The organism is Kitasatospora sp. NPDC059599 (genome assembly GCF_042735125.1).
In the GTDB taxonomy this organism is placed as follows: Bacteria; Actinomycetota; Actinomycetes; order Streptomycetales; family Streptomycetaceae; genus Kitasatospora.
Genome location: NZ_JBHWCL010000032.1, coordinates 14,811 through 39,717, shown reverse-complemented (window position 1 = coordinate 39,717; position 24,907 = coordinate 14,811). Strand labels below are relative to the sequence as shown.

General features: G+C 73.9%; 24 protein-coding genes. 13 read left to right on the top strand and 11 right to left on the bottom strand.

All coding sequences use genetic code 11. The features are described from left to right. Positions 1–87: 87 nt before the first annotated feature. The 6 genes from ACFV04_RS14365 to ACFV04_RS14340 are packed head-to-tail and all read right to left on the bottom strand — an operon-like array spanning position 88 to position 5,299. The gene (locus tag ACFV04_RS14365) at positions 88–408 is read right to left on the bottom strand and encodes a multidrug efflux SMR transporter (RefSeq protein WP_360255793.1); all 321 of its coding nucleotides are present in this window, start codon (positions 406–408) and stop codon (positions 88–90) included. A 7-nt stretch (positions 409–415) separates the two neighbouring features. Continuing rightward, complete coding sequence (locus tag ACFV04_RS14360) at positions 416–1,150, bottom strand: HAD family hydrolase (RefSeq protein WP_380529159.1); 735 nt, start codon at positions 1,148–1,150, stop codon at positions 416–418. Between the two features lie 50 nt (positions 1,151–1,200). Beyond that, positions 1,201–2,286: an ABC transporter ATP-binding protein gene (locus ACFV04_RS14355; protein ID WP_380341950.1), complete on the bottom strand. Its 1,086-nt coding sequence runs from the start codon at positions 2,284–2,286 to the stop codon at positions 1,201–1,203. Between the two features lie 54 nt (positions 2,287–2,340). Then, positions 2,341–3,150, bottom strand: coding sequence for an ABC transporter permease (locus tag ACFV04_RS14350; RefSeq protein ID WP_380342162.1), 810 nt, complete (start codon positions 3,148–3,150; stop codon positions 2,341–2,343). Then, a complete protein-coding gene (locus ACFV04_RS14345; RefSeq protein WP_380341953.1) occupies positions 3,150–4,127 on the bottom strand; it encodes an ABC transporter permease in 978 nt (325 codons plus the stop codon). The genes ACFV04_RS14350 and ACFV04_RS14345 overlap by 1 nt, the downstream gene beginning before the upstream one ends. A gap of 8 nt (positions 4,128–4,135) precedes the next feature. Further along, on the bottom strand, positions 4,136–5,299 hold the full coding sequence (locus ACFV04_RS14340; protein ID WP_380341955.1) for an ABC transporter substrate-binding protein: 1,164 nt from the start codon (positions 5,297–5,299) through the stop codon (positions 4,136–4,138). A 380-nt stretch (positions 5,300–5,679) separates the two neighbouring features. Between ACFV04_RS14340 and ACFV04_RS14335 the strand changes: the two genes are divergently transcribed. After that, complete coding sequence (locus ACFV04_RS14335; protein ID WP_380342165.1) at positions 5,680–6,456, top strand: GntR family transcriptional regulator; 777 nt, start codon at positions 5,680–5,682, stop codon at positions 6,454–6,456. Between the two features lie 43 nt (positions 6,457–6,499). On the opposite strand, the gene ACFV04_RS14330 is transcribed toward ACFV04_RS14335, so the two are convergent. After that, positions 6,500–8,095, bottom strand: coding sequence for a TauD/TfdA family dioxygenase (locus ACFV04_RS14330; protein ID WP_380341957.1), 1,596 nt, complete (start codon positions 8,093–8,095; stop codon positions 6,500–6,502). Positions 8,096–8,435: 340 nt separating this feature from the next. On the opposite strand from ACFV04_RS14330, the gene ACFV04_RS14325 reads away from it, so the two are divergent. Beyond that, positions 8,436–10,079: an APC family permease gene (locus ACFV04_RS14325; RefSeq protein ID WP_380341960.1), complete on the top strand. Its 1,644-nt coding sequence runs from the start codon at positions 8,436–8,438 to the stop codon at positions 10,077–10,079. Positions 10,080–10,138: 59 nt separating this feature from the next. Here the strand turns inward: ACFV04_RS14325 and ACFV04_RS14320 are convergent, their stop codons facing one another. After that, positions 10,139–11,293, bottom strand: coding sequence for a pyridoxal-phosphate-dependent aminotransferase family protein (locus ACFV04_RS14320; RefSeq protein WP_380529157.1), 1,155 nt, complete (start codon positions 11,291–11,293; stop codon positions 10,139–10,141). Between the two features lie 43 nt (positions 11,294–11,336). Here ACFV04_RS14320 and ACFV04_RS14315 point away from each other — a divergent pair, with 43 nt between their 5' ends. The 4 genes from ACFV04_RS14315 to glnII all read left to right on the top strand — a co-directional run bounded on the left by ACFV04_RS14315 (position 11,337) and on the right by glnII (position 15,605). Further along, entirely contained in the window at positions 11,337–12,428 is a 1,092-nt protein-coding gene (locus tag ACFV04_RS14315; RefSeq protein WP_380341965.1) for an amidohydrolase family protein, read from the top strand. Positions 12,429–12,531: 103 nt separating this feature from the next. Beyond that, positions 12,532–13,209, top strand: a complete 678-nt coding sequence (locus ACFV04_RS14310) for a uracil-DNA glycosylase (RefSeq protein WP_380529155.1) — start codon at positions 12,532–12,534, stop codon at positions 13,207–13,209. Positions 13,210–13,364: 155 nt separating this feature from the next. Continuing rightward, positions 13,365–14,354: an SCO1860 family LAETG-anchored protein gene (locus ACFV04_RS14305; protein WP_380529153.1), complete on the top strand. Its 990-nt coding sequence runs from the start codon at positions 13,365–13,367 to the stop codon at positions 14,352–14,354. Between the two features lie 228 nt (positions 14,355–14,582). After that, entirely contained in the window at positions 14,583–15,605 is a 1,023-nt protein-coding gene (glnII, locus tag ACFV04_RS14300) for a glutamine synthetase GlnII (RefSeq protein WP_360255767.1), read from the top strand. Positions 15,606–15,704: 99 nt separating this feature from the next. On the opposite strand, the gene ACFV04_RS14295 is transcribed toward glnII, so the two are convergent. Continuing rightward, positions 15,705–15,980 (bottom strand): hypothetical protein, encoded by a 276-nt coding sequence (locus ACFV04_RS14295; RefSeq protein ID WP_380341974.1) that lies wholly within the window; start codon positions 15,978–15,980, stop codon positions 15,705–15,707. Between the two features lie 369 nt (positions 15,981–16,349). Between ACFV04_RS14295 and ACFV04_RS14290 the strand changes: the two genes are divergently transcribed. The 3 genes from ACFV04_RS14290 to ACFV04_RS14280 are packed head-to-tail and all read left to right on the top strand — an operon-like array spanning position 16,350 to position 18,297. Next, entirely contained in the window at positions 16,350–16,928 is a 579-nt protein-coding gene (locus ACFV04_RS14290; RefSeq protein ID WP_380341977.1) for a hypothetical protein, read from the top strand. Next, positions 16,910–17,461 carry a hypothetical protein gene (locus ACFV04_RS14285; protein WP_380529151.1) on the top strand — a complete coding sequence of 184 codons (552 nt, stop codon included), beginning with the start codon at positions 16,910–16,912 and terminating at the stop codon, positions 17,459–17,461. The genes ACFV04_RS14290 and ACFV04_RS14285 overlap by 19 nt, the downstream gene beginning before the upstream one ends. After that, a complete protein-coding gene (locus ACFV04_RS14280; protein ID WP_380529149.1) occupies positions 17,458–18,297 on the top strand; it encodes an MOSC domain-containing protein in 840 nt (279 codons plus the stop codon). The genes ACFV04_RS14285 and ACFV04_RS14280 overlap by 4 nt, the downstream gene beginning before the upstream one ends. On the opposite strand, the gene cobC is transcribed toward ACFV04_RS14280, so the two are convergent. Both cobC and ACFV04_RS14270 read right to left on the bottom strand, forming a co-directional pair. Beyond that, the gene (gene cobC, locus ACFV04_RS14275) at positions 18,284–19,330 is read right to left on the bottom strand and encodes an Rv2231c family pyridoxal phosphate-dependent protein CobC (RefSeq protein ID WP_380341986.1); all 1,047 of its coding nucleotides are present in this window, start codon (positions 19,328–19,330) and stop codon (positions 18,284–18,286) included. The genes ACFV04_RS14280 and cobC overlap by 14 nt on opposite strands. Continuing rightward, a complete protein-coding gene (locus ACFV04_RS14270; protein WP_380529147.1) occupies positions 19,327–20,628 on the bottom strand; it encodes a cobalamin biosynthesis protein in 1,302 nt (433 codons plus the stop codon). Before ACFV04_RS14270 ends, cobC begins: the two co-directional genes overlap by 4 nt. Positions 20,629–20,957: 329 nt before the next feature. On the opposite strand from ACFV04_RS14270, the gene ACFV04_RS14265 reads away from it, so the two are divergent. The 4 genes from ACFV04_RS14265 to ACFV04_RS14250 all read left to right on the top strand — a co-directional run. Further along, positions 20,958–21,911 (top strand): alkaline phosphatase family protein, encoded by a 954-nt coding sequence (locus ACFV04_RS14265; protein WP_380529184.1) that lies wholly within the window; start codon positions 20,958–20,960, stop codon positions 21,909–21,911. 5 nt (positions 21,912–21,916) lie between these two features. Further along, positions 21,917–23,284: an MFS transporter gene (locus ACFV04_RS14260; RefSeq protein WP_380529145.1), complete on the top strand. Its 1,368-nt coding sequence runs from the start codon at positions 21,917–21,919 to the stop codon at positions 23,282–23,284. 2 nt (positions 23,285–23,286) lie between these two features. After that, the gene (locus ACFV04_RS14255) at positions 23,287–24,312 is read left to right on the top strand and encodes a TolB family protein (protein WP_380529182.1); all 1,026 of its coding nucleotides are present in this window, start codon (positions 23,287–23,289) and stop codon (positions 24,310–24,312) included. 93 nt (positions 24,313–24,405) lie between these two features. Then, a partial coding sequence (locus ACFV04_RS14250) for a hypothetical protein (RefSeq protein ID WP_380529143.1) occupies positions 24,406–24,907 on the top strand: 502 nt, incomplete at its 3' end.

The following is a 24,907-nucleotide window of genomic DNA, read 5'->3' as shown; positions in this document are numbered from 1 at the left end:
CGGGAAGTCGGCCAGTCCGACGTCCCGTTCCGGGCAGGTGAGTTGAGCAGCTGTTGCATGAACTGACGGTTCGTCAGGCCGGTGTGGTCAGTGGCTGCCCTTGAGGTTGAGTACGACCACTCCGACGATCACCAGTGCGAGCCCCAGCCACTGCAGCCGCCCGAGCGACTCCCCGAAGGCGACCACGCCTATCCCGGCGACCGCCGCGGTGCCGGCCCCCGACCAGACCGCGTAGGCGACCGAGACCGGTATGTGCTTGAGCGCGCGGCCGAGCAGGTAGAACGAGAGCGCGTAGCCGATGCCGACCCCGATGCTGGGCCAGAGGCGGGTGAACCCCTCGGTGAGTTTGAGGCAGCTGGTGGCGCAGACCTCGCTCAGGATGGCGAGGGCGAGCAGGACGTAGGGCATGTCGGGATCAAACCGCCGGAGCGGCGGTGAGCTTCCCGAGCAGCGCGAGGTCGGCCTGCTCCAGGCTGGCGAGCAGGGTGATCCGCTCCCCGTCCGGCATCGGCGTCGCGGTGGACGGCACGGCGAGCACGGCGCAGCCGGCCCCGGCGGCGGAGGCGACCCCGGTCGGGGTGTCCTCGACGGCGACGCAGAGCGCCGGGTCGAGGCCGAGGAGCTCGGCGGCGGCGAGGTACGGGTCGGGGGCGGGCTTGGTGCGCGGGGTGTCCTCGGCGGCGAGGGTGACGGCGAACCAGTCCCGGCCGATGGCGGACAGCACGAGGTCGACCACCCGGCGCGGGGAGGCGGAGACCAGTGCGGTGGGCACCCGGGCGTCGCGCAGCGAGGCCAGCAGGGCGAGCGCGCCGGGGCGGGGCACCGTCTCGGCGGCGACCTTGCCGGCGAAGGACTCGCCGAGCCGGGCGGCGAGTTCGGCCTCGCTGAGGCTGGTGCCGCTGACCCGGTGGAGGTGGGCGGCGGTGTGCTCGACGGCCTGGCCGAGCACCTCGGGGGCGTCCCGGTCGGTGAGCGGGTGGTGGAGTTCCTCGGCGATCTCGGCGGCGGTCTGCCACCACAGCTGCTCGGTGTCGACCAGGGTGCCGTCCATGTCGAAGAGGACGGCGGCGGGCAGGGCGGTCCCGGGCTGTCCGGACTCGGGCTGTCCGGACTCGGACGGGACGGATTCGGGCTGTACGGATTCAGGCATGGCGGTACCTTCGGCGGTTCTCAGGGTCGGAGCAGGGACGTGCAAGGCTCTCAGGCCGGGCGGCGGTCCACCAGCACGGGGCGCTCCGGCAGGGTGAGCTCGGCGCGCGAGCCGGCCGGCAGCGCGGCGGTGGCCTCGGTGGGCAGGTCGGCCTTGACCTCGGTGCCGTCGTCGAGGCGGACGGTGAGCCGGGTGACGGCGCCCAGGAAGGACGCGGAGACCACCAGGGCGGGGCCGTTCTCGGCCGGCGCCAGCGAGACGTTCTCCGGGCGGACCAGCACGTGGAGTTCGCCGTCGGCCGGGATCACGCCGTCCACGGCGTGGCGGCGGCCGAGCACCTCGACGCCGTCCGGGGTGCGGGTGCACGGGATGCGGCTCATGGTGCCGACGAACTCGGCGACGAAGGCGGTGGCGGGCCGGCCGTACAGCTCGGACGGGGTGGCGCACTGTTCCAGCCGGCCCGCGCGCAGCACCGCGACCCGGTCGGCCATCGACAGCGCCTCCTCCTGGTCGTGGGTGACGAACAGGGTGGTGATGCCCAGCTCCTGCTGCAGGCGCCGGATCTCCTCGCGCAGCTGCAGCCGGACCTTGGCGTCCAGCGCCGACAGCGGTTCGTCGAGCAGCAGCACGCGCGGCTGCAGGGCGAGGGCGCGGGCGAGCGCGATGCGCTGCTGCTGGCCGCCGGACATCTGGTGCGGGTAGTGCTCGGCGCGGTGCGGCAGGCCGACCAGCTCCAGCAGTTCCAGGGCGCGCTTGCGGCGGTCGGCCTTGCCGGTGCCGCGCATCCGCAGCCCGAAGGCGACGTTGTCCAGCGCGGTCAGGTGCGGGAAGAGGCTGTACGACTGGAACACCATGCCGGCGTCGCGCTTGTGCGCGGGGATCGCGGTGATGTCCTGGCCGTCGACCAGGACCTCGCCCGAGTCGTGCTGCTCGAAGCCGGCCAGGATGCGCAGCGCGGTGGTCTTGCCGCAGCCGGACGGGCCGAGCAGGGCGAGCAGTTCGCCCGGGTGGACGGTGAGGTCCAGGCCGTCGAGGGCGGTGGTGGCGCCGAACGAGCGGCGCAGCGAGCGGAACTCGACGGTGGCGCTGCCGGGGGCGAGCGCGACGCCGGTGACGGGGGCGGGGGCCGTGGTCATGGCTGGTGACTCCTGGAAAGCGTGGGGTGGTTCAGGACCGTACGGGCGGTGCGCTCAGGAGCGCGCGGTCTTGCGGCCGCGGCCGACGGCGGACATCAGCAGCAGGACGAGCCAGACGATCAGCAGGCTGAGCATCGAGACCGCGACGGACATCTGGCCGTCGCTCTTGCCGTTGGAGTTGATCCACACCGAGAAGGGGGCGAAGCCGAGGATGGAGGCGGTGGTGAACTCGCCGAGCACCAGGGCGACGGTGAGTACGGCCGCGTTCAGCAGCGCGCTGCGCAGGTTCGGCAGGACGACGGTGAACACCGCGCGCAGCCAGCCCGCGCCGCAGTTGCGGGCGGCCTCGACCAGGGTGACGACGTCCACGCCGCGCAGTCCGGCGTCGATCGCCCGGTAGGCGAAGGGGAGCGCCATCAGCACGTACGCGATGACCAGGACGATCGGGAAGGCCGGGTCCTGGATCGCCACGATGGTCTGGAAGAGCGGGGTGTCCTGCAGGTAGTCCGGGCCCCAGCGCAGCACGCCGATGATGCCGGTGGTGAGCGCGACGACGGGGACGACCAGCGGCATCGAGCACATCACCTCGATCACCGGGCGCAGCCTGGGCGCGCCGAGCCGGGCGGCGAGCATCGCCGGGACGAGCAGGAGCAGCAGCACCGCGACGGTGACGCCGGCCAGTTCGAGGCTGAGCACCAGGCTGTCGGTGAAGCCGGGGGCGTTCAGCAGCTCGGTGTAGGCGCGGAAGGTGGTGCCGCCCTTGTTGTCGTCGACGCTGAACCACAGCGAGGCGGCCATCGGCACGGCGAAGTAGACGCCGCAGAGCAGCAGGACCAGGCCGCGGCCGAAACGGATGCGATCGATCAGGCGAGCCACTTGGCACTCCGGCGCTGAAGGGGCAGGTAGACGGCCATCACCAGGCAGGCGACCACGATCATGTCGAGGCCGAGGGCGAGGGCGAGGTTGCCCTGGCCGACCAGGACGTTGCCGGACAGCGCGTCGCCGATCTGCATCGAGATCAGCGGCACCGAACTGCCCACCATGGCCTCGGCGGTGGCGTACGCGGCGAAGGAGGCGCCGAACAGCAGCACGAAGCCGCCGAGCAGTGAGGGCAGCAGGACCGGCAGCGCGACGTGCCGCCAGTACTGCAGCGAGGTGGCGCCGTTGTTGTAGGCGGCCTCGCGCCACTGGACGCGCAGGCCCTCCAGGGCCGGGGTGATGGTGATGACCATCAGCGGGACCAGGAAGTAGAGGTAGACCACCGAGAGGCCGGAGAAGGTGTAGAGGCTCCAGCCGTGCGCGGTCAGGCCGAGCTTCTTGGTGACCTCGCCGGAGTTGCCGAGGGTCGCGACGAACATGAACGCGAGCGGTACGCCGCCGAAGTTGGCGAGCACGCCGGAGGCCGACATCACGGCCTCGCGGAACACCCGGAACCGGGAGGTCGCCACGGCCTGGGCCAGCGGCAGGCCGACCAGGGTGGCGATCAGCGCGGTCAGCAGCGAGAGCTTCACGCTGCCCCACAGGGCCGTCCAGTAGGCGCCCTGGAGGGAACCGGTGAGGTTGTCGGTGGTGAAGGTGCCGCCGCCGTCGGGCGCGTCCGAGGAGGTGGTGAACGCGCCGATGGCGATCGCGACGGCGGGCAGGCCGAAGCCGATCAGGAAGAACAGCAGCAGGGGGAGGGCGGCGAGCCAGGCGCGGCCGCCGCTGGCCCGGCGCTTGCCGGGGCGGGGGGCCTTGGCGGCGAGGGCCGAGGCCGTGGCGGGGGTTGCGGGGCCGGGGGCGCCCCCGCCGCTCTGGGCGGCGGAGGCGCTGGCCGGCACCGGGGTGGGAGCCGTAGTCATGAGTCAGATCAGCCCGAGATCGCCTTGGCCCAGTTCTCGGTCACGACCTTCTTGGCCGCCGTGGTCTGGTCGTCGGTCGGGAAGGTGGTGAAGGGCTTCTCGACGGCCGGCAGCTTGGCGGCGGCGGCCGCGTCCAGGGTGCCGGCGGTCTTCATGGCGTCGAACAGGGCCGGGGTGGCGTAGCCGCCCAGGAAGCCGTTCTGGCCCTCCGCGCTGTAGAGGTACTCCTCCCACAGGCGGGCGGCGGCCGGGTGCGGCGCTTCCTTGTTGATGGCCTGGTTGTAGAAGTTGGCGTAGATGCCGTCGGACGGGATGCTGACCTGCCAGTCGATGCCCTTGTCCTTGAACTTCTCGGCGTAGCCGGCGTTCAGGTAGGACCAGTCGATGCTGATCGGGGTCTCGCCCTTCTCGATGGTCGCCGGGGTGACCTCGACCGGGTTGAAGTTGCCGGCCTGCTTCAGCTTGCCGAAGAAGTCGATGCCGGGCTGGATGTTGTCCAGCGAACCGTTGTTGGCCAGGGAGGCGGCCATGACGGCGCTGTACGCGGCGTTCGCCTTGGTCGGGTTGCCGTTGAGCGCGACCATGCCCTTGTACTCGGGCTTCAGCAGGTCGGCGAAGGTCTTCGGGCAGGCCGAGACCTTCTTGGCGTCGCAGGCGATCGAGATGTAGCCGCCGTAGTCGTTGTAGCGCAGCCCGTCGGCGTCCTTCATCGTGTCCGGGATCTTGGCGAAGTCGACGACCTTGTACGGGGCGAACAGGCCCTGCTTGGCACCGGAGGTGGCGAACGCGCCACCGAGGTCGACGACGTCGGGGGCGCGGTCCTGGCCCTTGCGGGAGGTGACCGCGTTGATCTCGTCCTGGCTGGAGCCGTCCGGGTTCTCGTCCTCGATCTCGATGCCGTACTTGGCCTTGAAGTCGTCCATCAGCTTGCCGTAGTTCGCCCAGTCGCGCGGCAGCGTGATGACGTGCAGCTTGCCCTCCTTCTTGGCGGCGGCGACCAGGCCGTCCATGCCGCCGAAGTCGGCGACCGAGGTGGCGGTCTTGGCGTTCTTGCCACCCGCGGCGTCGCCGGACTTCGCGGAGGAGCCGGCGGAACCGCAGGCGGTGAGGGAGAGCGCGGCGGCGGTCAGGACGGCCGCGAAGGCGGCGGTACGGGCGCGGTGCACGGACACGGGTCAGTCTCCTGAGAAGGGGGAACTGCGAGTGGGCGTCTCGATCGGGGGATCTGGCGAGTGGCGGTCCGGAGTCGTCCACGCTTCGGTGCTGTTCGGAACCGTCCGAGTTGACTAGCCAACTTCGCTGACGGGGGTAAGTACGCCGGAGCCCGGTGACGGGAAGGTGAACGGACGGCCCAGAACCGGGGTCGGCTGCGGGAACGGTGGAATCCGGCCATCGGAGCGTGATCCGTTCGGTGCGATGCTTCGAAGACGCAGCGGGATATGGTCGGGCAGTCCGCGCCGTCACCGCTGCGCAGGACACCGCCCCAGGAGGGACATTGACTGACGTGGCAACTGAGCCCCAGCGCCCCGAGGCCCAGGGGCGCCCGGCCGCCGTGGACCGCCCGGCGGCGGCCGAGGAGCGAGGCTCCGGCGCGCTGTACCGGAAGGTGGCCGCCGACCTCCGCGAGGCCATCACCACCGGCGCGTACGGCGAGGCCGGCCGGCTGCCCGCCGAGGGCGCGCTGGCCGAGCAGTACGGCGTCTCCCGCGGCACCGTCCGTCAGGCGCTCGCCGTGCTGCGCTCCGACGGGCTGGTCACCTCCCGCCGCGGCACCCGCCGGGTCGTGCTCGGCGGCGCCCGCGTGCAGAGCTTCTCCGAACTGCTCAGCTTCACGCACTGGGCGTACTCGATGGGCGAGGAACCCGGCGGCATCCTGGACTCGCTGGTGCGCCGCCCGGCCGACGCCGCCGAGCGCGAGCAACTGCGCCTGGAACCGGGCGCCGAGGTGTACGTGACGGTCCGGCTTCGGACGCTCTCCGGCACGCCCGTGATGGTCGAGCGCACCGTCTACCCGCCGCGGGTCGGCGAGATCGTCGCCGAGCTGCCGCCGGACGTGGTCTCGCACACCGAGGTGCTGCGCGAGCACGGCATCCTGTTCACCGACGCCGACCACACCATCGACATCGTCGCCGCCAACGCGGAGGACGCCCGGCTGCTCGGCTGTCGCCGGGGCGGCCCGCTGCTGCGCGAGCGGCGGCGCACCACCGACCCGACGGGCACCCCGGTGGAGTGGTCCCAGGACCGCTACCTGCCCGGCACGGTGGCCTTCAGCGTGCACAACTCGCTGGCCACCTCGGCGCTCTCGCGGCACGCGCGGGAGATGGACTGAGCCTCCCCCCGCGCGTGCGGGTGCTCTCGCGCGTCCCCGTGCGCTAGCGCATGAGGGCGGCGAGCAGCGGCCGGTAGTGGTCGAATCCGGGGACCGGCGCGCCGGCCACCTTCGCCTGCTCGTCCCAGCGCCGGACGGCCACCGCGTCGACCGCGCCGGGGAGTTCGGCGAAGGCGGCGGCCTCGGCGTCGGACATCGGGCCGCCCTGGACGGTCAGCGTGTACTCGGAGGCCGCGGAGAGCCGGTCCCGGTACCCGGGCTCGACCGCGCACAGGTAGCGCTTGGCGGCGACGTGCAGCCGGACCGGCTCGGTGACCTCCGGGCCGAACCAGCGGGCCAGCCGGTCGGCGCCGGTGTCGCTGTGCCGGTTGTCGTTCCCCTGCATCAGGTCCCGTCCGTGCAGGGCGCCCCGGCCGTGCTCATCGGAGAAGTGGCCGACGTCGTGCAGCAGGGCGGCGGCGACCAGGTGGTCCGGCGCGCCGGCGGCCTCGGCGGCAGCGGCGGCCTGCAGCATGTGCTCGGCCATGGTGACCTCCTCGCCCAGGTACTCCGCGGCGCCCTCGCCCGCGAACAGCCCGGCGACCGCGTCCAGGGCGGCGGCGCGGCCGTGCAGCACGGCGAGGGTGCTCGCCAGCGAGTCCAGGTCGGCGTAGCAGCCCTGGAGGTGCCGGTGGCCGTCCTGCCGGAAGGCCGTCCGGGCGTGCAGGAGGCGGGTGTTGTCGAAGACCAGGCAGTCACCGGGGCCCAGGCGGAAGGTGAGCTGCAGCTCGGGGCGCAGGGTGATCGCGGCGAACCGGCGGTAGGCGGTGTAGAAGGCGCCCACCTGCGCGTCGCTCCCGCGCAGGGTGCCGATCGAGCGGTTGTTGAACCGCACCTCCCGGATCCGGCCGAGCGGGTCGACGTCGATCAGCGGACGGTCGGCGCGCAGCTCGGTGCGGCGGTCGCGGAAGACGAAGGGCACGGGCGTGCGGGTCAGCGTCTCGAAGTCCGCCGGCGACTCCTCGCGCAGGAGCGCCGCGGCCCCGAAGCCGTCCACCAGCCCGGAGTCCCCGCCGGTCGCCGAGTTCTCCAGGCAGTGCAGCAGCTGCAGCGTCGGTACCGGGTCGCGGTACGGGTTGTCGGTGTGCGGCGCGATCGCGGCGCTGGTGAAGGCGAGGTTGTTCGGGTCCGGTTCGACCCGGACGTCGAACAGCTCCCCGTAGTTGGTGACCCGCACGTACCCGAAGCTCTCGGCCACCCGCAGCACCTGCCGCTCCGCGGTCGGCACCCCGCGCAGCACCGCGAACCCGCTGCGGCGGACGGCGGCGAGGACCGCGGCCTGCTCGGCGGGGTCCTTCAGGTACTCCTCCCACTCCGCCTCCGGGATCCCCCGGGCGAAGTCCGCGGCCGCCCAGAGCCGCTTGCCCTGTTCGGTGCGGCCGTCGCCGTGGTCCGCCTCGTCGAGCCACGCCAGCGGGTAGCGGGAGCGGTGCCCGTCCGACCAGAGCACCTCCAGGCGCCCGTCCGACTCGGTGCTCGCCGCGATCGCCAGGTCCTCCGGCAGGTCGTCGATCCGGAACAGCTTCTGCCCGTTGCGCGGATCCCGGCACTCGGCGCACGGGCAGTTGTCGCGCAGCCAGTACGGCGGTGGCTCGGTCATGTCCGACTCTCCTCTTCGGCGACATCTCGGGGTGAAGTTGTATAGCCAACTTCACCTGATCCTGGAGCCTGCCTGCCGGTGGTGAGTTCCCGGTGCCCGGCAGGTGAACGCTGCGGGAACGATCCCGGGAGACGTCGGTCGGAAGCGCCGGGTGCCGGGTGGACCGACCTGCCTGCACGCGTGCCGTGGACGGTCGACTCCCGGGAGCCGCCGCGCCGACGGCGGCCGCTTCCGCCGTCTGGCTGACAGGGGCGGGTCGGAGCGCGTTTTGGTGCGGGGGAGTTCGGGGTGCTGCGGCACTGTCGGGGTTGATTTCCCCTGATGTGAGAGGCGGCCGGGCATGGCTCATTCCGATACGAACACGGGGCCGGTTGCCTCGGGGCACACCGGGCTCAAGCGCGAGGTCGGGGTCGCCGGGCTGCTGTGGGCCTCGGTCGGCGCGATCATCGGCTCCGGGTGGCTGTTCGGTGCGCAGAAGGCGGCGGTGGCGGCGGGGCCCGCGGCGTTGCTGTCCTGGGGGATCGGCGCGGTGGCGATCATCCTGCTGGCGCTGGTGCACGCCGAGCTGGGCGGGCTGTTCCCGGTGGCGGGCGGGACGGCGCGGTACCCGCACTACGCCTTCGGCGGGTTCGCGGGGATGTCCTTCGGCTGGTTCACCTGGCTGCAGGCGGCGACGATCGCGCCGATCGAGGTGCAGGCGATGATCAACTACGCCCAGCACTGGTCCTGGGCGGACGGCCTGCTGAACAAGGACCTGACGCTCACCGGCACCGGGTTCGTGGTCGCGGCCGCGCTGATGGGTGTCTTCGTCGCGATCAACTTCCTCGGCGTCCGGCTCCTCGCGCACACCAACAGCGTGGCCACCGTCTGGAAGGTCGCCGTCCCGATCCTGACCATCTTCGCCCTCGGGTTCACCGACTTCCACAGCTCCAACTTCACCGAACACGGCTTCGCGCCGGACGGCTCCAAGGGCGTGCTCACCGCGATCAGCACCAGCGGGGTGATCTTCGCGCTGCTCGGCTTCGAACAGGCCATCCAGTGGGCCGGCGAGAGCCGCAACCCGCGCCGGGACATCCCCCGGGCCGTCCTGGGGTCGGTGGTGATCGGCACGGTCATCTACGTCATGCTCCAGGTGGTGTTCATCGGAGCCCTGCCGCCGGAGACCTTCGCCGGCGGCTGGAGCACGCTCACCTACCCGGGCATCAGCGGGCCGTTCGCGGGCCTCGCCACCCTGATCGGCCTGGGTTGGCTGGCCACCATCCTCTTCATCGACGCGATCATCTCGCCGGCCGGCACCGGGCTGGTCTACATGACCTCCAGCTCGCGGGTGACGTACGGCCTCAGCCGCAACGGCTACGCGCCGCAGGCCCTGCAGTTCACCGACAAGCGCTCGGTGCCCTGGCTGGGACTGATCATCGCGTGGGTGGCCGGCGTGATCTGCTTCCTGCCCTTCCCGAGCTGGCAGCGGCTGGTCGGCTTCATCACCTCGGCCGTGGTGCTGATGTACGCGGGCGCCCCGCTGGCCTTCGGCGTACTGCGCAAGCGGCTGCCCGGGATGGAGCGCTCGTACCACCTGCCCGGCGGCACGATCATCTCGCCGATCGCCTTCGTGGTGGCGAGTCTCATCATCTACTGGTCCGGCTGGGACACGCTCTGGCGGCTGGGCCTGGCGATCGTGATCGGGTACGTGCTGCTCGGCGGCTACTCCGCCTACGCCGTCTCGAAGGGGGTGCCGAACGCGCCTCGGATGGACTTCAAGGCCGGGCAGTGGCTGCCGGTCTACCTGGTCGGCATGGGCCTCACCTCCTGGCAGGGCACCTTCGGCGTGGGCGCGAAGGGGAACCTGCCGCTGTGGTGGGACATCGCCGTCGTGGTGGTGTTCTCCCTGGTGATCTACTACTGGGCGCTGGCGGTCGCGCTGCCGGCGGAGGAGATCGAGCGGAACATCCGCGGCGTCGAGGTGATCGACGCCGGCGGGCACTGAGCGGGACGTACGGGAGCGGCCCCCGGGGAGTGTCCCCCGGGGGCCGCCTCGTTGTGTGCTCAGGCCAGGACGGCCGTGTCCCAGGCGGCCTCGGCGGCGGCCAGGGCCGGCCCGGCGTCGGCGCCCGTGGCCGCCGCGAGGCCGGTGAGGCAGGCGCGGACGGTGTCCGGCGCGGCCGCCGGGCCGTAGTGGTTGACCCGGAGCATGGTGGCGGCCAGGGCGCCGCCGCCCGGCTGGACGGGCAGGGCCGGGTCGAGGCGGGCGGCGAGGGCGGTGGCGTCGACGCCGTCCGGGGTGCGCAGGGTGGTGGCGACCGGCGCCGCGTGGGCGTCCTCGGTGACGAAGGGGGTCAGGGTGCCGAGCGCGCGGACGCCGGCCCGGGTGGCGGCCGCGGCGGCGCGGTGGCGGGCGATGACGGCGGGCAGGCCGTCGGCGGCGATCCGGTCCAGGCAGGCGCCGAGCGCGAGCATCTCCAACTGGGCCGGGGCGTGCGGGAGCACGGCGCGGCCGGCGTCGGTCCAGCGCTCCTTCCAGTCGAGCAGCGACAGGTAGGAGCGGCGCGGGGCGGCCGGGTTGGCGGCGATCCGCTCCCAGGCGCGCTCGGAGACCGAGACGGCGGAGACGCCGGCCGGGCCGCCCATCGCCTTCTGGCCGCCGATGACGCACAGGTCGATGCCCCACTCGTCGGTGAGCAGCGGTTCGGCGGCGACGGAGGCGACCGCGTCGAGCATCAGCAGGGCGCCGTGCTCGCGGACCACGGCGCCGATCCCAGCGACCGGGTTGGTGTTGCCGGTGGCGGCCTCGGCGTGGACGAGCGAGACGAAGTCGACCGCGGGGGCGGCGTCGAGGGCGTCGGCCACCTGCTCCGCGCTCACCGCGCCGTCGAAGGGGACGGCGAGGTCGATGACGGTCGCGCCGCAGGAGCGCAGCCAGTTGCCGAAGGTCTGCCCGTAGGGGCCGGTGACGATGTTGAGCGCGGTCGAACCGGGGTGTGCGGCGCCGCGGATCGCGGCCTCCAGGGGGAGCAGCGCCTCGCCCTGGGTGACGATCACGTCGGCCTCGGTGTGCAGCAGCGCGGCCACCCGGTCCTCGATCGCCGCGAACTCGGCGGCGCTGAGCGGGGGGAGGTCGAGGAAGGGGCTCACGGTTCTGGGGCCTTTCGCACGCGGGACGGCGGGGGCGGGGTGGTGGGTGCCGGAACGAGTCTGCCGCATCCTCGCTCCTCCCACGGAACGCGCCCGTCGGTAGAGTGCGGCCATGAGCGATGGCGCGGTGCTGCACGTGCGGGGTCGGGTGCTGGTCGGTCCGGAGGACGTCCGGGACGAACTCTGGGTGGTGGACGGCCGGGTGAGCTTCACCCGCCCGCCGTCGGCCGGGGACGTCCGCACGGTGACCGGCTGGGTGCTGCCCGGCCTGGTGGACGCGCACTGCCACGTCGGCCTGGACGCGCACGGCGCGGTGGACGCGCAGACCAGCGAGAAGCAGGCGCTCACCGACCGCGACGCCGGCACGCTGCTGATCCGCGACGCCGGTTCGGCCGCCGACACCCGCTGGATCGACGAGCGCGAGGACCTGCCCCGGATCATCCGCGCCGGCCGGCACATCGCCCGTACCCGCCGCTACATCCGCAACTACGCGCACGAGATCGAGCCGGGCGACCTGGCTGCGTACGTCCGGGCCGAGGCGCGGCGCGGCGACGGCTGGGTGAAGCTGGTCGGCGACTGGATCGACCGCGACCGCGGCGACCTCGCCGCCTGCTGGCCGGGCGAGGCGCTGGCCGAGGCGATCGCGGCGGCGCACGAGGAGGGCGCCCGGGTCACCGCGCACTGCTTCGCCGCCGAGTCGCTGCCCGACCTGCTGGCGGCCGGGATCGACTGCGTCGAGCACGCCACCGGGCTGACCGAGGAGCTGATCCCGGCCTTCGCCGAGCGCGGGGTGGCCATCGTGCCGACCCTGGTCAACATCGCCACCTTCCCGGACCTCGCGGCCGGCGGCGAGGGCAGGTTCCCGGCCTGGGCGGCGCACATGCGGCGGCTGCACGAGCGCCGCTACGACACCGTGGGCGCCGCGCACGACGCGGGCATCCCGGTGTTCGTCGGCACGGACGCGGGCGGTTCGCTCGCGCACGGGCTGGTCGCGGACGAGGTGGCGGAGCTGGTGCGGGCGGGGCTGAGTCCGGCCGAGGCGTTGTCGGCGGCGAGCTGGGGCGCGCGGCGGTGGCTGGGGCGGCCGGGCCTGGAGGAGGGCGCCCCGGCGGACTTCGTGGTCTACGCGCAGGACCCGCGGGCGGACGTCCGGGTGCTCGCGGACCCGCGGCTGGTGGTGCTGCGGGGGCGGCCGGTCGGCTGATCGGACGACCGATCCGGGGTTGACCGGGCGGCCCCGGCCGGGCCCCCGATCGCATGATCATCCGCTGAACGGCCTGTCGGTGTAGGCCGATAGGGTGGCGACCATGGCACCGCGTCCACTGAACGAGATCGTCGAGCCCGGCTGGGCCGCCGCCCTGGAACCCGTCACCGGACGGGTCGCCGCGATGGGCGACTTCCTGCGCGCCGAACTGGCCGCAGGCCGTACCTACCTGCCCTCCGGCCCGAACGTGCTGCGGGCCTTCCAGCAGCCCCTCGCCGACGTGCGGGTGCTGATCGTCGGGCAGGACCCGTACCCGACCCCCGGCCACGCCGTCGGGCTCAGCTTCTCGGTGGCGCCGGAGGTCCGGCCGATCCCGGGGAGCCTGATCAACATCTACCGGGAGTACGGCAACGACCTCGGCCTGCCGCAGCCCTCCAACGGGGACCTCACCCCGTGGACGCGGCAGGGCGTGCTGCTGCTCAACCGTGCGCTGACCACCGCGCCGGGCAAGCCCGCCGCGCACCGGAGCAAGGGCTGGGAGGAGGTCACCGAGCAGGCGATCCGGGCGCTGGTGGCGCGCGGCGGGCCGCTGGTGGCGATCCTCTGGGGCCGCGACGCCCGTAACCTGCGGCCGCTGCTCGGGGACGTCCCGGCGATCGAGTCGGCGCACCCGAGCCCGATGTCGGCCGACCGCGGCTTCTTCGGCTCGCGGCCGTTCAGCCGGGCGAACGAGCTGCTGGTGCGGCAGGGGGCGCAGCCGGTGGACTGGCGGCTCCCCTAGGGCCCGGACCGCCCCTGGACCCGCCTTAGCAGGTTCAGGTCAGCGCGGAACGTCAATCTCACTCCAACGAGTGAAATGACGTTCCGTGGTGCTCATGTGACGGATTGTTCGAGAAGACTGGCGGCTCATCGTTTCATCTGTGTGGGGGTATCGCCATGTCTTCTCGCCGAATCGTTTCCGCAGTCGCCGTCGTGCTGGTGAGCACCGCGCTCACCGCCGGGCCCGTCCAGGCGGCCCCGACGGCCCCGACGGCCTCGGCGACCCCGCCCTCGCCGGGCAAGGCGCGTGCCGTCACCGCCGAACTCGCCCTGGACGTCAAGCTGCTGAACAACGCCGTGGACGTCCCGGTGAACATCGCGCTGAACAAGGTGGAGTCGCCCGCGCAGCGGGAAGGCTCGGTGCTGACCGCCACCGTGGACGGCGTCGACCAGCAGGGCCCGGTCACCCTGGTCAAGGCGGACGTCGGCAAGTCCGTGACCCGCGTCGACGCCAAGGGCGCCACCGCCTCCGTCAAGCTGGTCAACGCCGACGTGCACGCCCCCGGCCTGCCCGCCACCGCGCTGCTCGGCCTGGAGGCGATGAGCGCCGAGGTGACCTGCCCGGTGGACGGGCCGCCCACCGCGAACGTGGTCGCGCCCGCCAAGCTGACCGTGCTCGGCAAGCCGGTCACCGTCGACCTGTACGGGCCGACCGCGGTGGACGTGCCGCTGATCGGCCGCGTGTCCGTGGAGTTCTCCAAGAAGACCACCACCACGACCACCGCCGCCGCCTCGGCCCTGGAGGTGCAGGTGGAGGTGAACCCGCTGAACCTGAACGTCGCCAAGGTCACCGGCAAGGTCACCGTCGCCTCGGTGGGCTGCGAGAAGCCCTCCGCGCCCTCGGCCACCCCGGCCGCGACGGACACCCCGGGCACCGCTCCCACCAGTGCGCCCGCCGCCCAGCCGGTGGCCGACACCACCGCCTCGCGTGCCGCCGCCCCGCAGGCCGCGGCGGACAAGCCCGGGCAGCCGGAGAAGCTCGCCAGCACCGGCGGCAGCAGCGCCACCGGGCCGCTGGCCGCCGGCGCCGCCGCCCTCGTCGCGGGCGGGGCGGCCGCACTGTGGGCCACCCGGCGCCGCCGGGCCGCGCACGCCCGTCGGTCCTGAGCGGCAACCCGGCCGCCGGTGCCGGCGGGCCGCGCGCCCGCCGGCGTCGACCGGCGCGCACCGGTGGCACCGCGTGACGCGGGAGTGCCGACCCCGGCACTCCCGCACCGTGACCGTGCCAATGCGGACGGTTGGTTCACATGCGCGTTACATGAGAGGAACAACCGGGAAACGGCGGCTTGCGACGCTACGCGGGCACCCACCACCCAGCAACGCGAGGGACAAGCCGTGGCAATCAAGGCCGAGTACATCTGGATCGACGGCACCAAGCCGACCGCGAAGCTCCGTTCCAAGACTCGCGTCCTGCCCAACGCTGACAAGATCCCCACCTGGGGCTTCGACGGTTCCTCGACCAACCAGGCCGAGGGCCACGCCTCGGACCGCGTGCTGGAGCCGGTGAAGGTCACGCCGGACCCGATCCGCGGCGGTGACAACATCCTGGTCCTCTGCGAGGTCCTGGAGACGAACGGCACCCCCCACGAGTCCAACACCCGCTCCCTGCTGCGTGAGGTCGCCGAGAAGTACGCCGCCCAGGAGTCGATCTTCGGCATCGAGCAGGAGTACACCTTCTTCAAGGGCTCCCGCCCGCTCGGCTTCCCCGAGGGCGGCTTCCCGGCCCCGCAGGGCGGCTACTACTGCGGTGTCGGTGCCGAGGAGGTCTTCGGCCGCGAGATCGTCGAGCTGCACCTGGACCGCTGCATCGACGCCGGCCTGGCGATCTGCGGCATCAACGCCGAGGTCATGCCCGGCCAGTGGGAGTTCCAGATCGGCCCGGTCGACGCGCTGACCGTCTCGGACGACATGTGGATCGCCCGCTACCTGCTCTACCGCACCGCCGAGGAGTTCGGCATCGACGCCACCCTGGACGCCAAGCCGGCCCGGGGCGACTGGAACGGCGCGGGTGCCCACACCAACTTCTCCACCAAGGCGATGCGCGAGGGCTACGACGCCATCATCACCGCCTGCGAGTCGCTCGGTGCCTCCCAGGAGAAGGTGCTGGAGCACGTCAGCCAGTACGGCGACGACATCCAGTCCCGCCTGACCGGCAAGCACGAGACCGCCCCGTGGAACGTCTACAGCTACGGCGTCTCCAACCGCGGTGCCTCCGTCCGCATCCCGTGGCAGGTCGAGGTGGAGCAGAAGGGCTACATCGAGGACCGTCGCCCGAACGCCAACATCGACCCCTACGTCGTCACCCGCCTGCTGATCAACACCTGCTGCGAGGCCCTGGAGAAGGCCGGCCAGGTCTGATCCGACGCCCCGCGTGGTGTGTGCGCAACGCCCGCAGGCCCCTTCCCGTACCGGGGAGGGGCCTGCGGGCGTTCGGGTACCGGCCGGATCGCCCGGCCGCTAACAGCTGACCTGGGCCGGGGTCTGCGCGAATCCACGGTCGCAGAACACGCTGTGGCCGGTGCGCCGGTCCACGACGTAGGCATCGGTGAAGGGGCCTTGCGCGGGCGCGCCCCCGGAGGCGACGCAGTGGCCCCGGTACAGGTTCGGGGGCAGGAACACGTCGCACGTGTAGGCCGCCACGTCCTGGGCGTGGGAGGCGGGGGCGGTGAGCGCCACCGCGCCCAGGGCCAGGGCCGCGGCTGCCGCGGGGGCGAGGATCCGTCGCAAGCGCATGGGACTTCCTCGGTCGGTGCACGGGGTGGGGGCGGTGCGGGACCGCCTGCCTCCACGTTCGGCGGCGGCGCCCCGGCGGACAACCGTGCGCGTCCGAACGGCCCAGGTGCCGGGGTGAACCGGCGGGCGGTCCGGCGCCGGGCCCGGTCGGCGGGACGAAGCTGCGGGTGCTCGCGCTGCACGGCGGCTCGACGCAGCGGCCGGAGGTGCACCCGGGCTGTGGGCCGGCGTCGGGCTGCTGCACGGCGGCGCCGGTCGGCAGCCGCCGGCGGCCGGGCGGTGGAGGTGCGGTCGGGTGTCGGTTGCGGAGTCCGATCGTGGTCCGCAATTCGCTGGTCAACCGCCCCTGCCGGAACGAGAATTCACGGCATGACCCAGCAGCCCCTGCTCCTCCTCGACGTGGACGGACCGCTCAATCCCTACGCAGCGCCGAAGCGGCGGCCGGACGGCTACGGCACCTACCGGCTGCTGCCCACCTGGTGGGTCGCGAAGCAGGAACGGCTGGCGGCGGCCCAGGCCAGGCTGGCGACGCGCGCCAAGCACGCGAAGCGCCCGGCGGGCCGGGTCAAACCGCTGCGGGTGTGGCTGAACCCGGCGCACGGGCCGGAGTTGCTGGCCCTGCCGTACGAGCTGGTGTGGGCCACCGGGTGGATGAGCGAGGCGAACACCCACATCGGTCCGAACATCGGGCTGCCCGAACTCCCGTACATCCGTTGGACGGAGATGTTCGGCGACGACCCGGACGGGCTGCACTGGAAGACCCGCGACGTGGTCGCCTGGGCGGCCGGTCGGCCCTTCGTCTGGGTGGACGACGAGCTCGGCCCGCAGGACGCCGAGTGGATCGAGGCGAACCACCCCGGACCGGCGCTCACCCTGCACGTCAATCCCCGAACAGGCCTGCTGGCGGACGACTTCGCGACCCTGCGGGAATGGGCGGCCGCCGCGTGACCGGTCAGCCGCTGCTCCTCCTCGACGTGGACGGACCGCTCAACCCCTACGCCGCGCCCGGGGCGCGCTGCCCGGAGGGCTACCGGACCCACCGGCTGCTCCCCGAGTCGTGGGTGGCCCGCCAGGCGCCGCAGCCGGGCGAGCAGGTGGAGCCGCTGCGGGTGTGGCTGAACCCGGCGCACGGGCCGGGGTTGCTGGCGCTGCCGTACGAGCTGGTGTGGGCGACCACCTGGATGGACGAGGCGAACGCCTTGATAGGTCCGAACATCGGGCTGCCCGAACTCCCGTACATCCGTTGGACGGAGGTGTTCGGCACCGACCCCGAGGGGCTGCACTGGAAGACCCGGGACCTGGTCGCCTGGGCGGCCGGGCGCCCGTTCGTCTGGGTGGACGACGAGCTCGGCCCGCAGGACATCGAGTGGATCGAGGCGAACCACCCGGGCCCGGCCGTGGCGCTCTGGGTCGATCCCCGGTTCGGCCTGCGGGAACTGCACTTCGAGGCGCTCCGGGACTGGGCGGAGGAGGAGCGGTGAGCGCCCCCGGAGCCGGCGGCGGCGGATCCCCCGACGACGGGGCCGGCGCGGGTACGGTCGAGCGGCTGCGGCGCTACCCGGTGAAGTCCCTGCTGGGGGAGGAACTGGCCGAGGTCGCGGTCACCGGTCGGGGACTGGCCGGTGACCGGTCGCGGGCACTGCTCGACCTGTCGACCGGGCGGGTGGCCAGTGCCAAGCACCCCCGGCTCTGGGCGGGCCTGCTCGGGTACGCGGCGGCGGCCACGGCGGACGGCGGCGTGGAGATCACCGGCCCGGACGGGCGGGACGTGGGCGAGGCGGAGCTGTCCGAGGCGCTCGGCCGCACGCTCGTACTGGTCGCCGAGCGCCCGCCCGGTGCGACGGTCGAGCGGGCCGTGCCGGAGGAGGTACTGGCGCACGGCATCGCGGCCGAAGTCGACTTCACCGTCAGCGAATTGGGCCGGGCCGCGCCCGACGGCGGCTTCTTCGACTACGCCCCGCTGCACCTGATCACCACCGCGACGCTGCGCGCCACCGGCTCCGAGGCCGAGCGCTACCGGCCGAACCTGGTGATCCGCACCGAGGGCGAGGGCTTCGTCGAGAACGCCTGGGTGGGCCGCGAGTTGGCCATCGGCCCCACGCTGCGCCTGCGGGTCGTGGCGCCCACCCCGCGCTGCGCCGTCCCCACCCTGCGGCACGGCCCGTTGCCCCGCCGCCCGGACGCCCTGCGCATCCCGGCCGAGCGGAACCGGGTGGTCCCGCTGGAGGGCATGCCGGCGCTGCCCTGTGCGGGCGTGTACGCGCAGGTGCTGGCGGCCGGGAGGATCCGGACGGGCGACGAGCTCAGGGTGCGGTGAGCACGGCCTCCAGGGCCTTGAGGAAGCGGTCGGTGGTCTCCTCGTCCCGCACGGCGATCCGCAGCCACTCCGCACCCAGTCCCGGGAAGGTGTCCCCGCGCCGGACGGCGAAGCCGTGCTCGCGCAGCCGCTCCCGGACGACCGCCGCTCCGGGCAGCCGCACCAGGACGAAGGACGCGGCCGGTTCGCCGTACAGCCGCACCGACGGGAAGGACGCCAGGCCCGCGACCAGGTGCGCGCGCCGGGCGGCGATCTCGGCGGCCGCCCGGTCCGCCTCGGCGAGTGCCGCCGGCCCGCTGCAGGCCTCGGCGGCGGCCAGCGCCGGGGTGGAGACCGGCCAGAGCGGCTGGGCGGCGGAGAGTTCGGCGATCAGTGGTGCGGGGCCGAGCACGTAGCCGATGCGCAGCCCGGCCAGCCCCCAGGTCTTGGTGAGGCTGCGCAGGACGACGACCCGGCCGGGCAGGTCCCGGGCGGAGGCGAGCGACTCCCGCTCGCCCGGCACGGTGTCCATGAAGGCCTCGTCCACCACCAGGGTGCGACCCGGCCGGGCGAGCGCGGCCACGGCCTCGGCGGGGTGCAGCACGGACGTGGGGTTGGTCGGGTTGCCGAGGACGACCAGGTCCGCCTCCTCGGGGACGGCGCCCAGCCGGAACCCGTCCTCGGGGGCGAGCAGCACCCGGTGCACCCGGTGCCCGGCGTCCCGAAGGGCCGCCTCCGGCTCGGTGAACTGCGGGTGCACCACGACGATGTGACGTGGCGTCAGAGTGCGGGCGAGCAGGACGAAGGCCTCTGCCGCACCCGAGGTGAGCAGGACCTCCTCGACCGGCCGGGCGTGCCGGGCGGCCACCGCGGCGCGGGCGGCACCCTGATCGGGGTAGGCGGCGAGGTCGCCCAGGGTGGCCGCGAGGCGCTCCCGCAGCCAGGCCGGCGGAGTGCCGGTGCGGACGTTGACGGCGAGGTCGACCAGGCCGAGCCCGTCGGCGCGGACCTCGGCGTCGCCGTGGTGGCGCAGGTCGGGTTCGGGGGTGGTCACGCGGGGTCTCCCTGGTGATGGGCGGCGGGCGGTGCGGACACGTGGTGGACCTCGTACGGGCCGGGCGGCACGGCGAGAGCGGCGCCGTCGCCGAGGGCGACCAGGGCGACGGCGTGTCCGTGGGCGGCGAGGTGCGCGGCGGCTCCGACCGGGTCCAGCGGTGCTCCGGCGCCGTCCGTCGTCGTCCCGGCGGCGACGTCGACCGCGATCCGCCGCGTGGTCGGCCGGAGCGGCCCGGCCGCCGTCTCGGCCGGCTCGGCCGCTGCGAGCGCCTCGGCGGCGTCGAGCGTCTCGGCCGTGGCGAGGACGTCGAGCGCGTCGAGGGCCTCGGGCGTGCCCACCACGGCGGAGGCATCCCGCAGTTCGACCGGTAGGCGCGGCGCCGGCCGGCCGGCCTCGGCGGCGCCGAGGCCGATCAGCGTGATCCGTCCACGCAGCGCCGCCCGGGCGACCGCCACCGTCACCGTCGCCGACTTGCGCTTGGCGACCACGAGCCGACCGTCCGGCGCGCTCGTCAGCGCCGCGGCCTCGGCGACGCTCGCCGTGCCGACGGCCGCCCCGACCAGCGCGGACGGGTTCGGCACCGGTACGCCCGCCAGGGCCTGCGCCGGGTGCTCGTCCACCGGCACCCCACCGAGGCAGAACGCGGCCCAGCGCACCGCCGGGTGGTCCGCCTTGCCGGCCACGGTGGCCAGCCGGGCCACCGCGGAGCGGGGCAGCCCGGCCTCCTCCAGCGTCTCCTCCAGCAGTCGCACCGCCTCGGCCGGTCCGGCACCGCCGGCGGCGCCGATCCCGACGACGAGGGTGCGCGGGAGCACCAGCACGTCGCCGTGGCCCGGGTCCTCCCGGTCGGTGATCCGCAGCACCGGGGCGTCCTCGGGGGTGCCGGACTCCGCCGCCCGCCGCAGGTGTCCGGGGCCCGGCGGGTGCCCGGGCACCGGCGCGTGGCCGGTGGGGACCGGGGTGACGCCGAGCGCGGCCGCGACCTCGACCGACAGTGCCTCCGCGGCGTCCCCGCCGGCCATCGGGATCACCCAGCGCCGCTGCGGGTCCAGGCAGAGCAGGGCCGTGCCGCGCGGCAGCGTGACGAGGCCGCCGGTCAGCAGGGAGACGACGGCCGGAAGCGGGGCGACGGCGACCACGGACCGGTACCGGTGGAGGGCGAAGTGCAGGACGTCGGTGGGCTGCGAGCAGTTGCCGCGCGAGGCCCGGTGGACGTGGCTGCTCTCCGGCCAGCGCGCGTGCAGTTCCTCGGCGAGCGGACGGCCCGGCCCGTCGACGGCCACCAGTCCGATCACGTACCGCGCTCCTCGCCGTTCCCGGCCCTGCTGCAGCGGGCCTCCGCGATCCCACCACGGGCGGCCGGAGGGGGTCAATCGCGGTGGGTGTGACGTCCGACGCCGGGGGCCGAGCGCGGGCCCGGGCCGTGCGGGCGGGGCGCCGGGTCGGTGGAACCGCGGCGTCCGGGGAGCGGGACGCCGCACGTCCACGAACCGGATGGCCCGCTCGCGGCAGCTGTTCGTCTGTTCTTCACTTGTCTTGTGCCGTACACGACACCGCCGCGCTCCTACTGTTTTCGGCGCTCCCGCCCCGGCAGCCCCGACCTCCGGAGGACCCCATGGCCTTCATGCGACCGCGCACCCCCGGCGCCCCCACCCCCGCCTCCACGCCCGCCCCGGCCACCCGCACCCCCGCGCCCGCCCGCCGCCGCAGGCTCCGCCCGCTGACCGCCCTCGCCACCGGCCTCGGCCTGGTCGCCGGCTCGCTCGGCCTCTGGGCCGCCGGCGGCAACGCGGCCGCCGACACCGCCGGCGGCCTGCCCGCGCCGGACCACGTGGTCGTCGTCGTGCTGGAGAACCACGCCTACTCCCAGGTCATCGGCAGCCCCGACGCCCCGTACATCAACGGCACCCTGGTGGCCGGCGGCGCGCACCTGACCCAGTCCCACGCGCTCACCCACCCCAGCCAGCCCAACTACTACGCGCTGTTCTCCGGCAGCACCCAGGGCATCGTCGACGACAGCTGCGTGGACGTCGGCGCGCTGCAGGCGCCCAACCTGGCCTCCGAACTGCTCGCCGCCGGCCAGAGCTGGGCCAGCTACAACGAGGGCCTGCCCGCCCAGGGCGCCACCGACTGCCGCGTCGACAACTACGCGCAGAAGCACAACCCGTGGTTCGGCTTCGGCAACGTGCCCACCGACAGCGCGAACACCATGGACGCGTTCCCGACCGACTTCAGCACCCTGCCCAAGGTCTCCTTCGTCACCCCGGACCTCTGCGACGACATGCACGACTGCTCCGTCGGCACCGGCGACTCCTGGCTGCAGAGCAACCTCGACGGCTACGCGCAGTGGGCCAAGAGCCACAACAGCCTCCTCGTCGTCACCTTCGACGAGGACGACAGCCTGTCCGGCAACCGGATCCCGACCCTGGTCTACGGCGCCCACGTCGCCCCGGGCAGCAGCACCGCCACCAGCTACAACCACTACGACGTGCTGCACACCCTGGAGGACCTGGCCGGCCTGACCGCCCACGCGGGCAACTCGGCCGGCGCCACCGACATCACCGGCATCTGGAACTGACGCCCGTGTACGTCGCGGACTCCCGCACATCGAAGCCACCCGCCGCACCGGTCACCGGACCGGTGCGGCGGGGCGTCGTACCCGGGACGGTGCTCGCCCTCGGCGCCGTCAGCCTGGTCACCGACGTCTCCTCCGAGATGGTCACCGCCGTCCTCCCCCTCTACCTGCTCACCGGGCTCGGCCTCTCCCCGCTCGGATTCGGCCTGCTCGACGGCATCCAGAACGGCTTCAGCGCCCTCGTGCGCCTGGCCGGAGGCCACCTCGCCGACCGGCGCGGCCGCGACGGCGCCGCCCGGCACAAGACCGTCGCGGCCGTCGGGTACGGGCTCTCCGCGCTCTGCCGGCCGCTGCTGCTGCTCGTCCACACCGTGCCGCTGATCGGCGCGGTGATCGCCGTCGACCGCACCGGCAAGGGCCTGCGCACCGCCCCCCGGGACGCGATGATCTCGCTCGCCACCGAACCCGCCCACCGCGGACGGGCGTTCGGCGTGCACCGGGCGATGGACACGGCCGGCGCCCTGCTCGGCCCGCTCACCGCCTTCCTGGTGCTGCGCCTGGCGGGCGGTCCGATGCTTGCCGACGGCGGCGAACACCACGGCTACGACGCGGTGTTCACGGTCAGCGCGTGCGTCGCCGCCTTGGGCGTACTGATCCTGCTGCTGTTCGTGCCGAACCGGCAGCGGCCCGACGACCCGTCCGCTCCCGCCCCCACGCTGCGCGACAGCCTCACCCTGCTGCGCCTGCCCGGACTCCGGCGGCTCACCCTCTGCGCCGTCCTGCTCGGGCTGACCACCGTCAGCGACTCCTTCCTGTACCTGCTCGTCCAGCGCCGGCTGGGCCTGTCCGTGAACCTCTTCCCGCTGCTGCCCCTCGGCACGGCCGCCGCCTTCCTGCTGCTCGCCGTCCCGCTCGGCGCGCTCGCCGACCGGATCGGCCGCCACCGGCTGTTCCTCGCCGGGCACGGCGTGCTGCTGCTCGGGTACGGGGTGCTGCTCTCGCCGCTGCGCGGGCTGCCGGCGGTGGTCTGCGTGCTGGTGCTGCACGGCGCGTTCTACGCGGCCACCGACGGCGTGCTCGCCGCCGCGGCCGCCGACGCCGTACCGGCCGAGCAGCGCGGCGCCGGGCTCGCCCTGGTCGGGACCGGGCAGGCGTCGGCCCGGTTCGCCTGCTCGCTGCTGTTCGGCGCACTGTGGGGCGCGGTCGGCGGCCCGTCGGCGCTTGGCTGGTCGGCCGGGGCGCTGGCGCTGTGCGTGCTCGGGGCGGCGGCGGTGCTGCGCCCGTCCGAACCCCTGGCCGTGCCCGGCGCCGCACCCCTTGCCGTACCCGACCCCGAGGGCGGTGCCGCACCCGCGGCCGCCGAGGAGAGCCCGTGAACCTGCAGAACCGGACCAGGGTGATCATCCTGCTGGTCGCCGTCGTGCTGCTCGGCACGGTCGGTACCGGTGCCGTCCTGTACGCCGCCGACCGCACCGCCCGCCGGGACCAGGTCCAGCCCGGCGGGCCCCCCGTCGCATCCGGCACCGTGTCCCTCCGGACGCCGGACAGCGGACGGCAGCTGCTGTTCCGCAACATGGCCTGGGGCCCGCACCGGGACGAGATCACCGCCGTCCCCGCCGACCGGCCCGACGGCCCCCGCACCGCCTCCGGCGTCCAGTGCCTGCGCTTCCACGCCGCCGCCGGCACCGGCATCTGCCTCCAGGCCCAGCACGGTGCGCTGGATGACACCTACCGGGCCGTCATCCTCGACGACCACTTGCGCGAACGGCGCTCCTTCCCGGCCGCCGGCATCCCCACCCGCTCCCGGGTCTCGCCGTCCGGGCACCTCGCCGCCTGGACGGTCTTCGTCAGCGGCGACTCGTACGCGGGCAGCGACTTCTCCACCCGCACCTCGATCGTGGACGTCCGGGACTGGAACCTCCGGGAGAACCTGGAGGACTTCGCGGTGATCCTGGACGGCCACCCGTACCAGGCCCACGACATCAACATCTGGGGCGTCACCTTCGCCGACGACAACACCTTCTACGCCACCGTCGCCAGCGCCGGACAGACCCACCTCGTCCGCGGCGACCTCACCGCCCGCACCCTCACCGCCCTGCACGACAACGTCGAGTGCCCCTCGCTCTCCCCGGACGGCACCCGGATCGCCTACAAGAAGCGCGTCCCCGGCCTCCCCGCCGACGCACCGTGGCGGCTGTACGTGCTCGACCTCGCCACCATGACCGAGACCGCCACCGCCGAGCAGCGCGAGATCGACGACCAGGCGCTCTGGTCCGGCGACGGCACCCTGGTCTACGCCCTGCCCGGCGACTACGGCGCCGACCTGTGGACCATCCCGGCGGACGGTTCGGGCAGCCCCCGGACGGTCACCAAGGCCGCCGTGGCCCCCGCCTACCTGGGCTGAGGAACTCTCGGATACGGTCCCACGTCGAGCACAGTGTGACGTCCTGATCGAATGTCCGGATCGAACGTCCTGATCGATGGGGAGCGAGCAACCGTGGACGGCATCCCGCCCGAGCGCATGGTGACGGACTCCTGGCCCGCCCTGCACGGCCGTCCGGTCCTGCGGCGCACCGTCGCCGTCGGGCTGGTCCTGTGCGTGTCCGTCGCCGCCGCCCTCGTGGTGCGCGGCGTCAACGCGCTCACCGTCGGCCGCACCGGCCACGAGACCGACCGCGACCGCGCCGAACGCCTGGCCGGCCTCCACGCCGACCAGCACCCCGGCGTCGGCCGGTACTACGTCCCGGTCGGCGCCGTCTACACCCACACCTCCGACGGCGCCCCCGTCGCCTACCTGCACTACCGCCTCGGCGGCGGCAAGGCCCCCGGCATCGGGGACTTCCTCAGCGCCTACGACCTCCCGACGCCCGGCCCAGCCGCCCCCCTCCCGCCCGACCTCGTCGCCGCCCTCGGCGGCGACGAGCCGGCCGAGGCCCCGGAACTGCGCGGGCGCGGCGGCTCCCTTGCTGCCGCACCCGGCGAGCAGTGGTGCGGCGAGC

Coding starts and splice junctions, on each gene's coding strand:
- ACFV04_RS14285 (WP_380529151.1), top strand. CDS start 16,910: ATGGGCGGCCGCCGCGTGACCGGTCAGCCGCTGCTCCTCCTCGACGTG.
- ACFV04_RS14305 (WP_380529153.1), top strand. CDS start 13,365: ATGTCTTCTCGCCGAATCGTTTCCGCAGTCGCCGTCGTGCTGGTGAGC.
- ACFV04_RS14320 (WP_380529157.1), bottom strand. CDS start 11,293: ATGCGGCAGACTCGTTCCGGCACCCACCACCCCGCCCCCGCCGTCCCG.
- ACFV04_RS14355 (WP_380341950.1), bottom strand. CDS start 2,286: ATGACCACGGCCCCCGCCCCCGTCACCGGCGTCGCGCTCGCCCCCGGC.
- ACFV04_RS14330 (WP_380341957.1), bottom strand. CDS start 8,095: ATGACCGAGCCACCGCCGTACTGGCTGCGCGACAACTGCCCGTGCGCC.
- ACFV04_RS14265 (WP_380529184.1), top strand. CDS start 20,958: ATGCGACCGCGCACCCCCGGCGCCCCCACCCCCGCCTCCACGCCCGCC.
- ACFV04_RS14295 (WP_380341974.1), bottom strand. CDS start 15,980: ATGCGCTTGCGACGGATCCTCGCCCCCGCGGCAGCCGCGGCCCTGGCC.
- ACFV04_RS14365 (WP_360255793.1), bottom strand. CDS start 408: ATGCCCTACGTCCTGCTCGCCCTCGCCATCCTGAGCGAGGTCTGCGCC.
- ACFV04_RS14345 (WP_380341953.1), bottom strand. CDS start 4,127: ATGACTACGGCTCCCACCCCGGTGCCGGCCAGCGCCTCCGCCGCCCAG.
- ACFV04_RS14310 (WP_380529155.1), top strand. CDS start 12,532: ATGGCACCGCGTCCACTGAACGAGATCGTCGAGCCCGGCTGGGCCGCC.
- ACFV04_RS14290 (WP_380341977.1), top strand. CDS start 16,350: ATGACCCAGCAGCCCCTGCTCCTCCTCGACGTGGACGGACCGCTCAAT.
- ACFV04_RS14360 (WP_380529159.1), bottom strand. CDS start 1,150: ATGCCTGAATCCGTACAGCCCGAATCCGTCCCGTCCGAGTCCGGACAG.
- ACFV04_RS14315 (WP_380341965.1), top strand. CDS start 11,337: ATGAGCGATGGCGCGGTGCTGCACGTGCGGGGTCGGGTGCTGGTCGGT.
- ACFV04_RS14325 (WP_380341960.1), top strand. CDS start 8,436: ATGGCTCATTCCGATACGAACACGGGGCCGGTTGCCTCGGGGCACACC.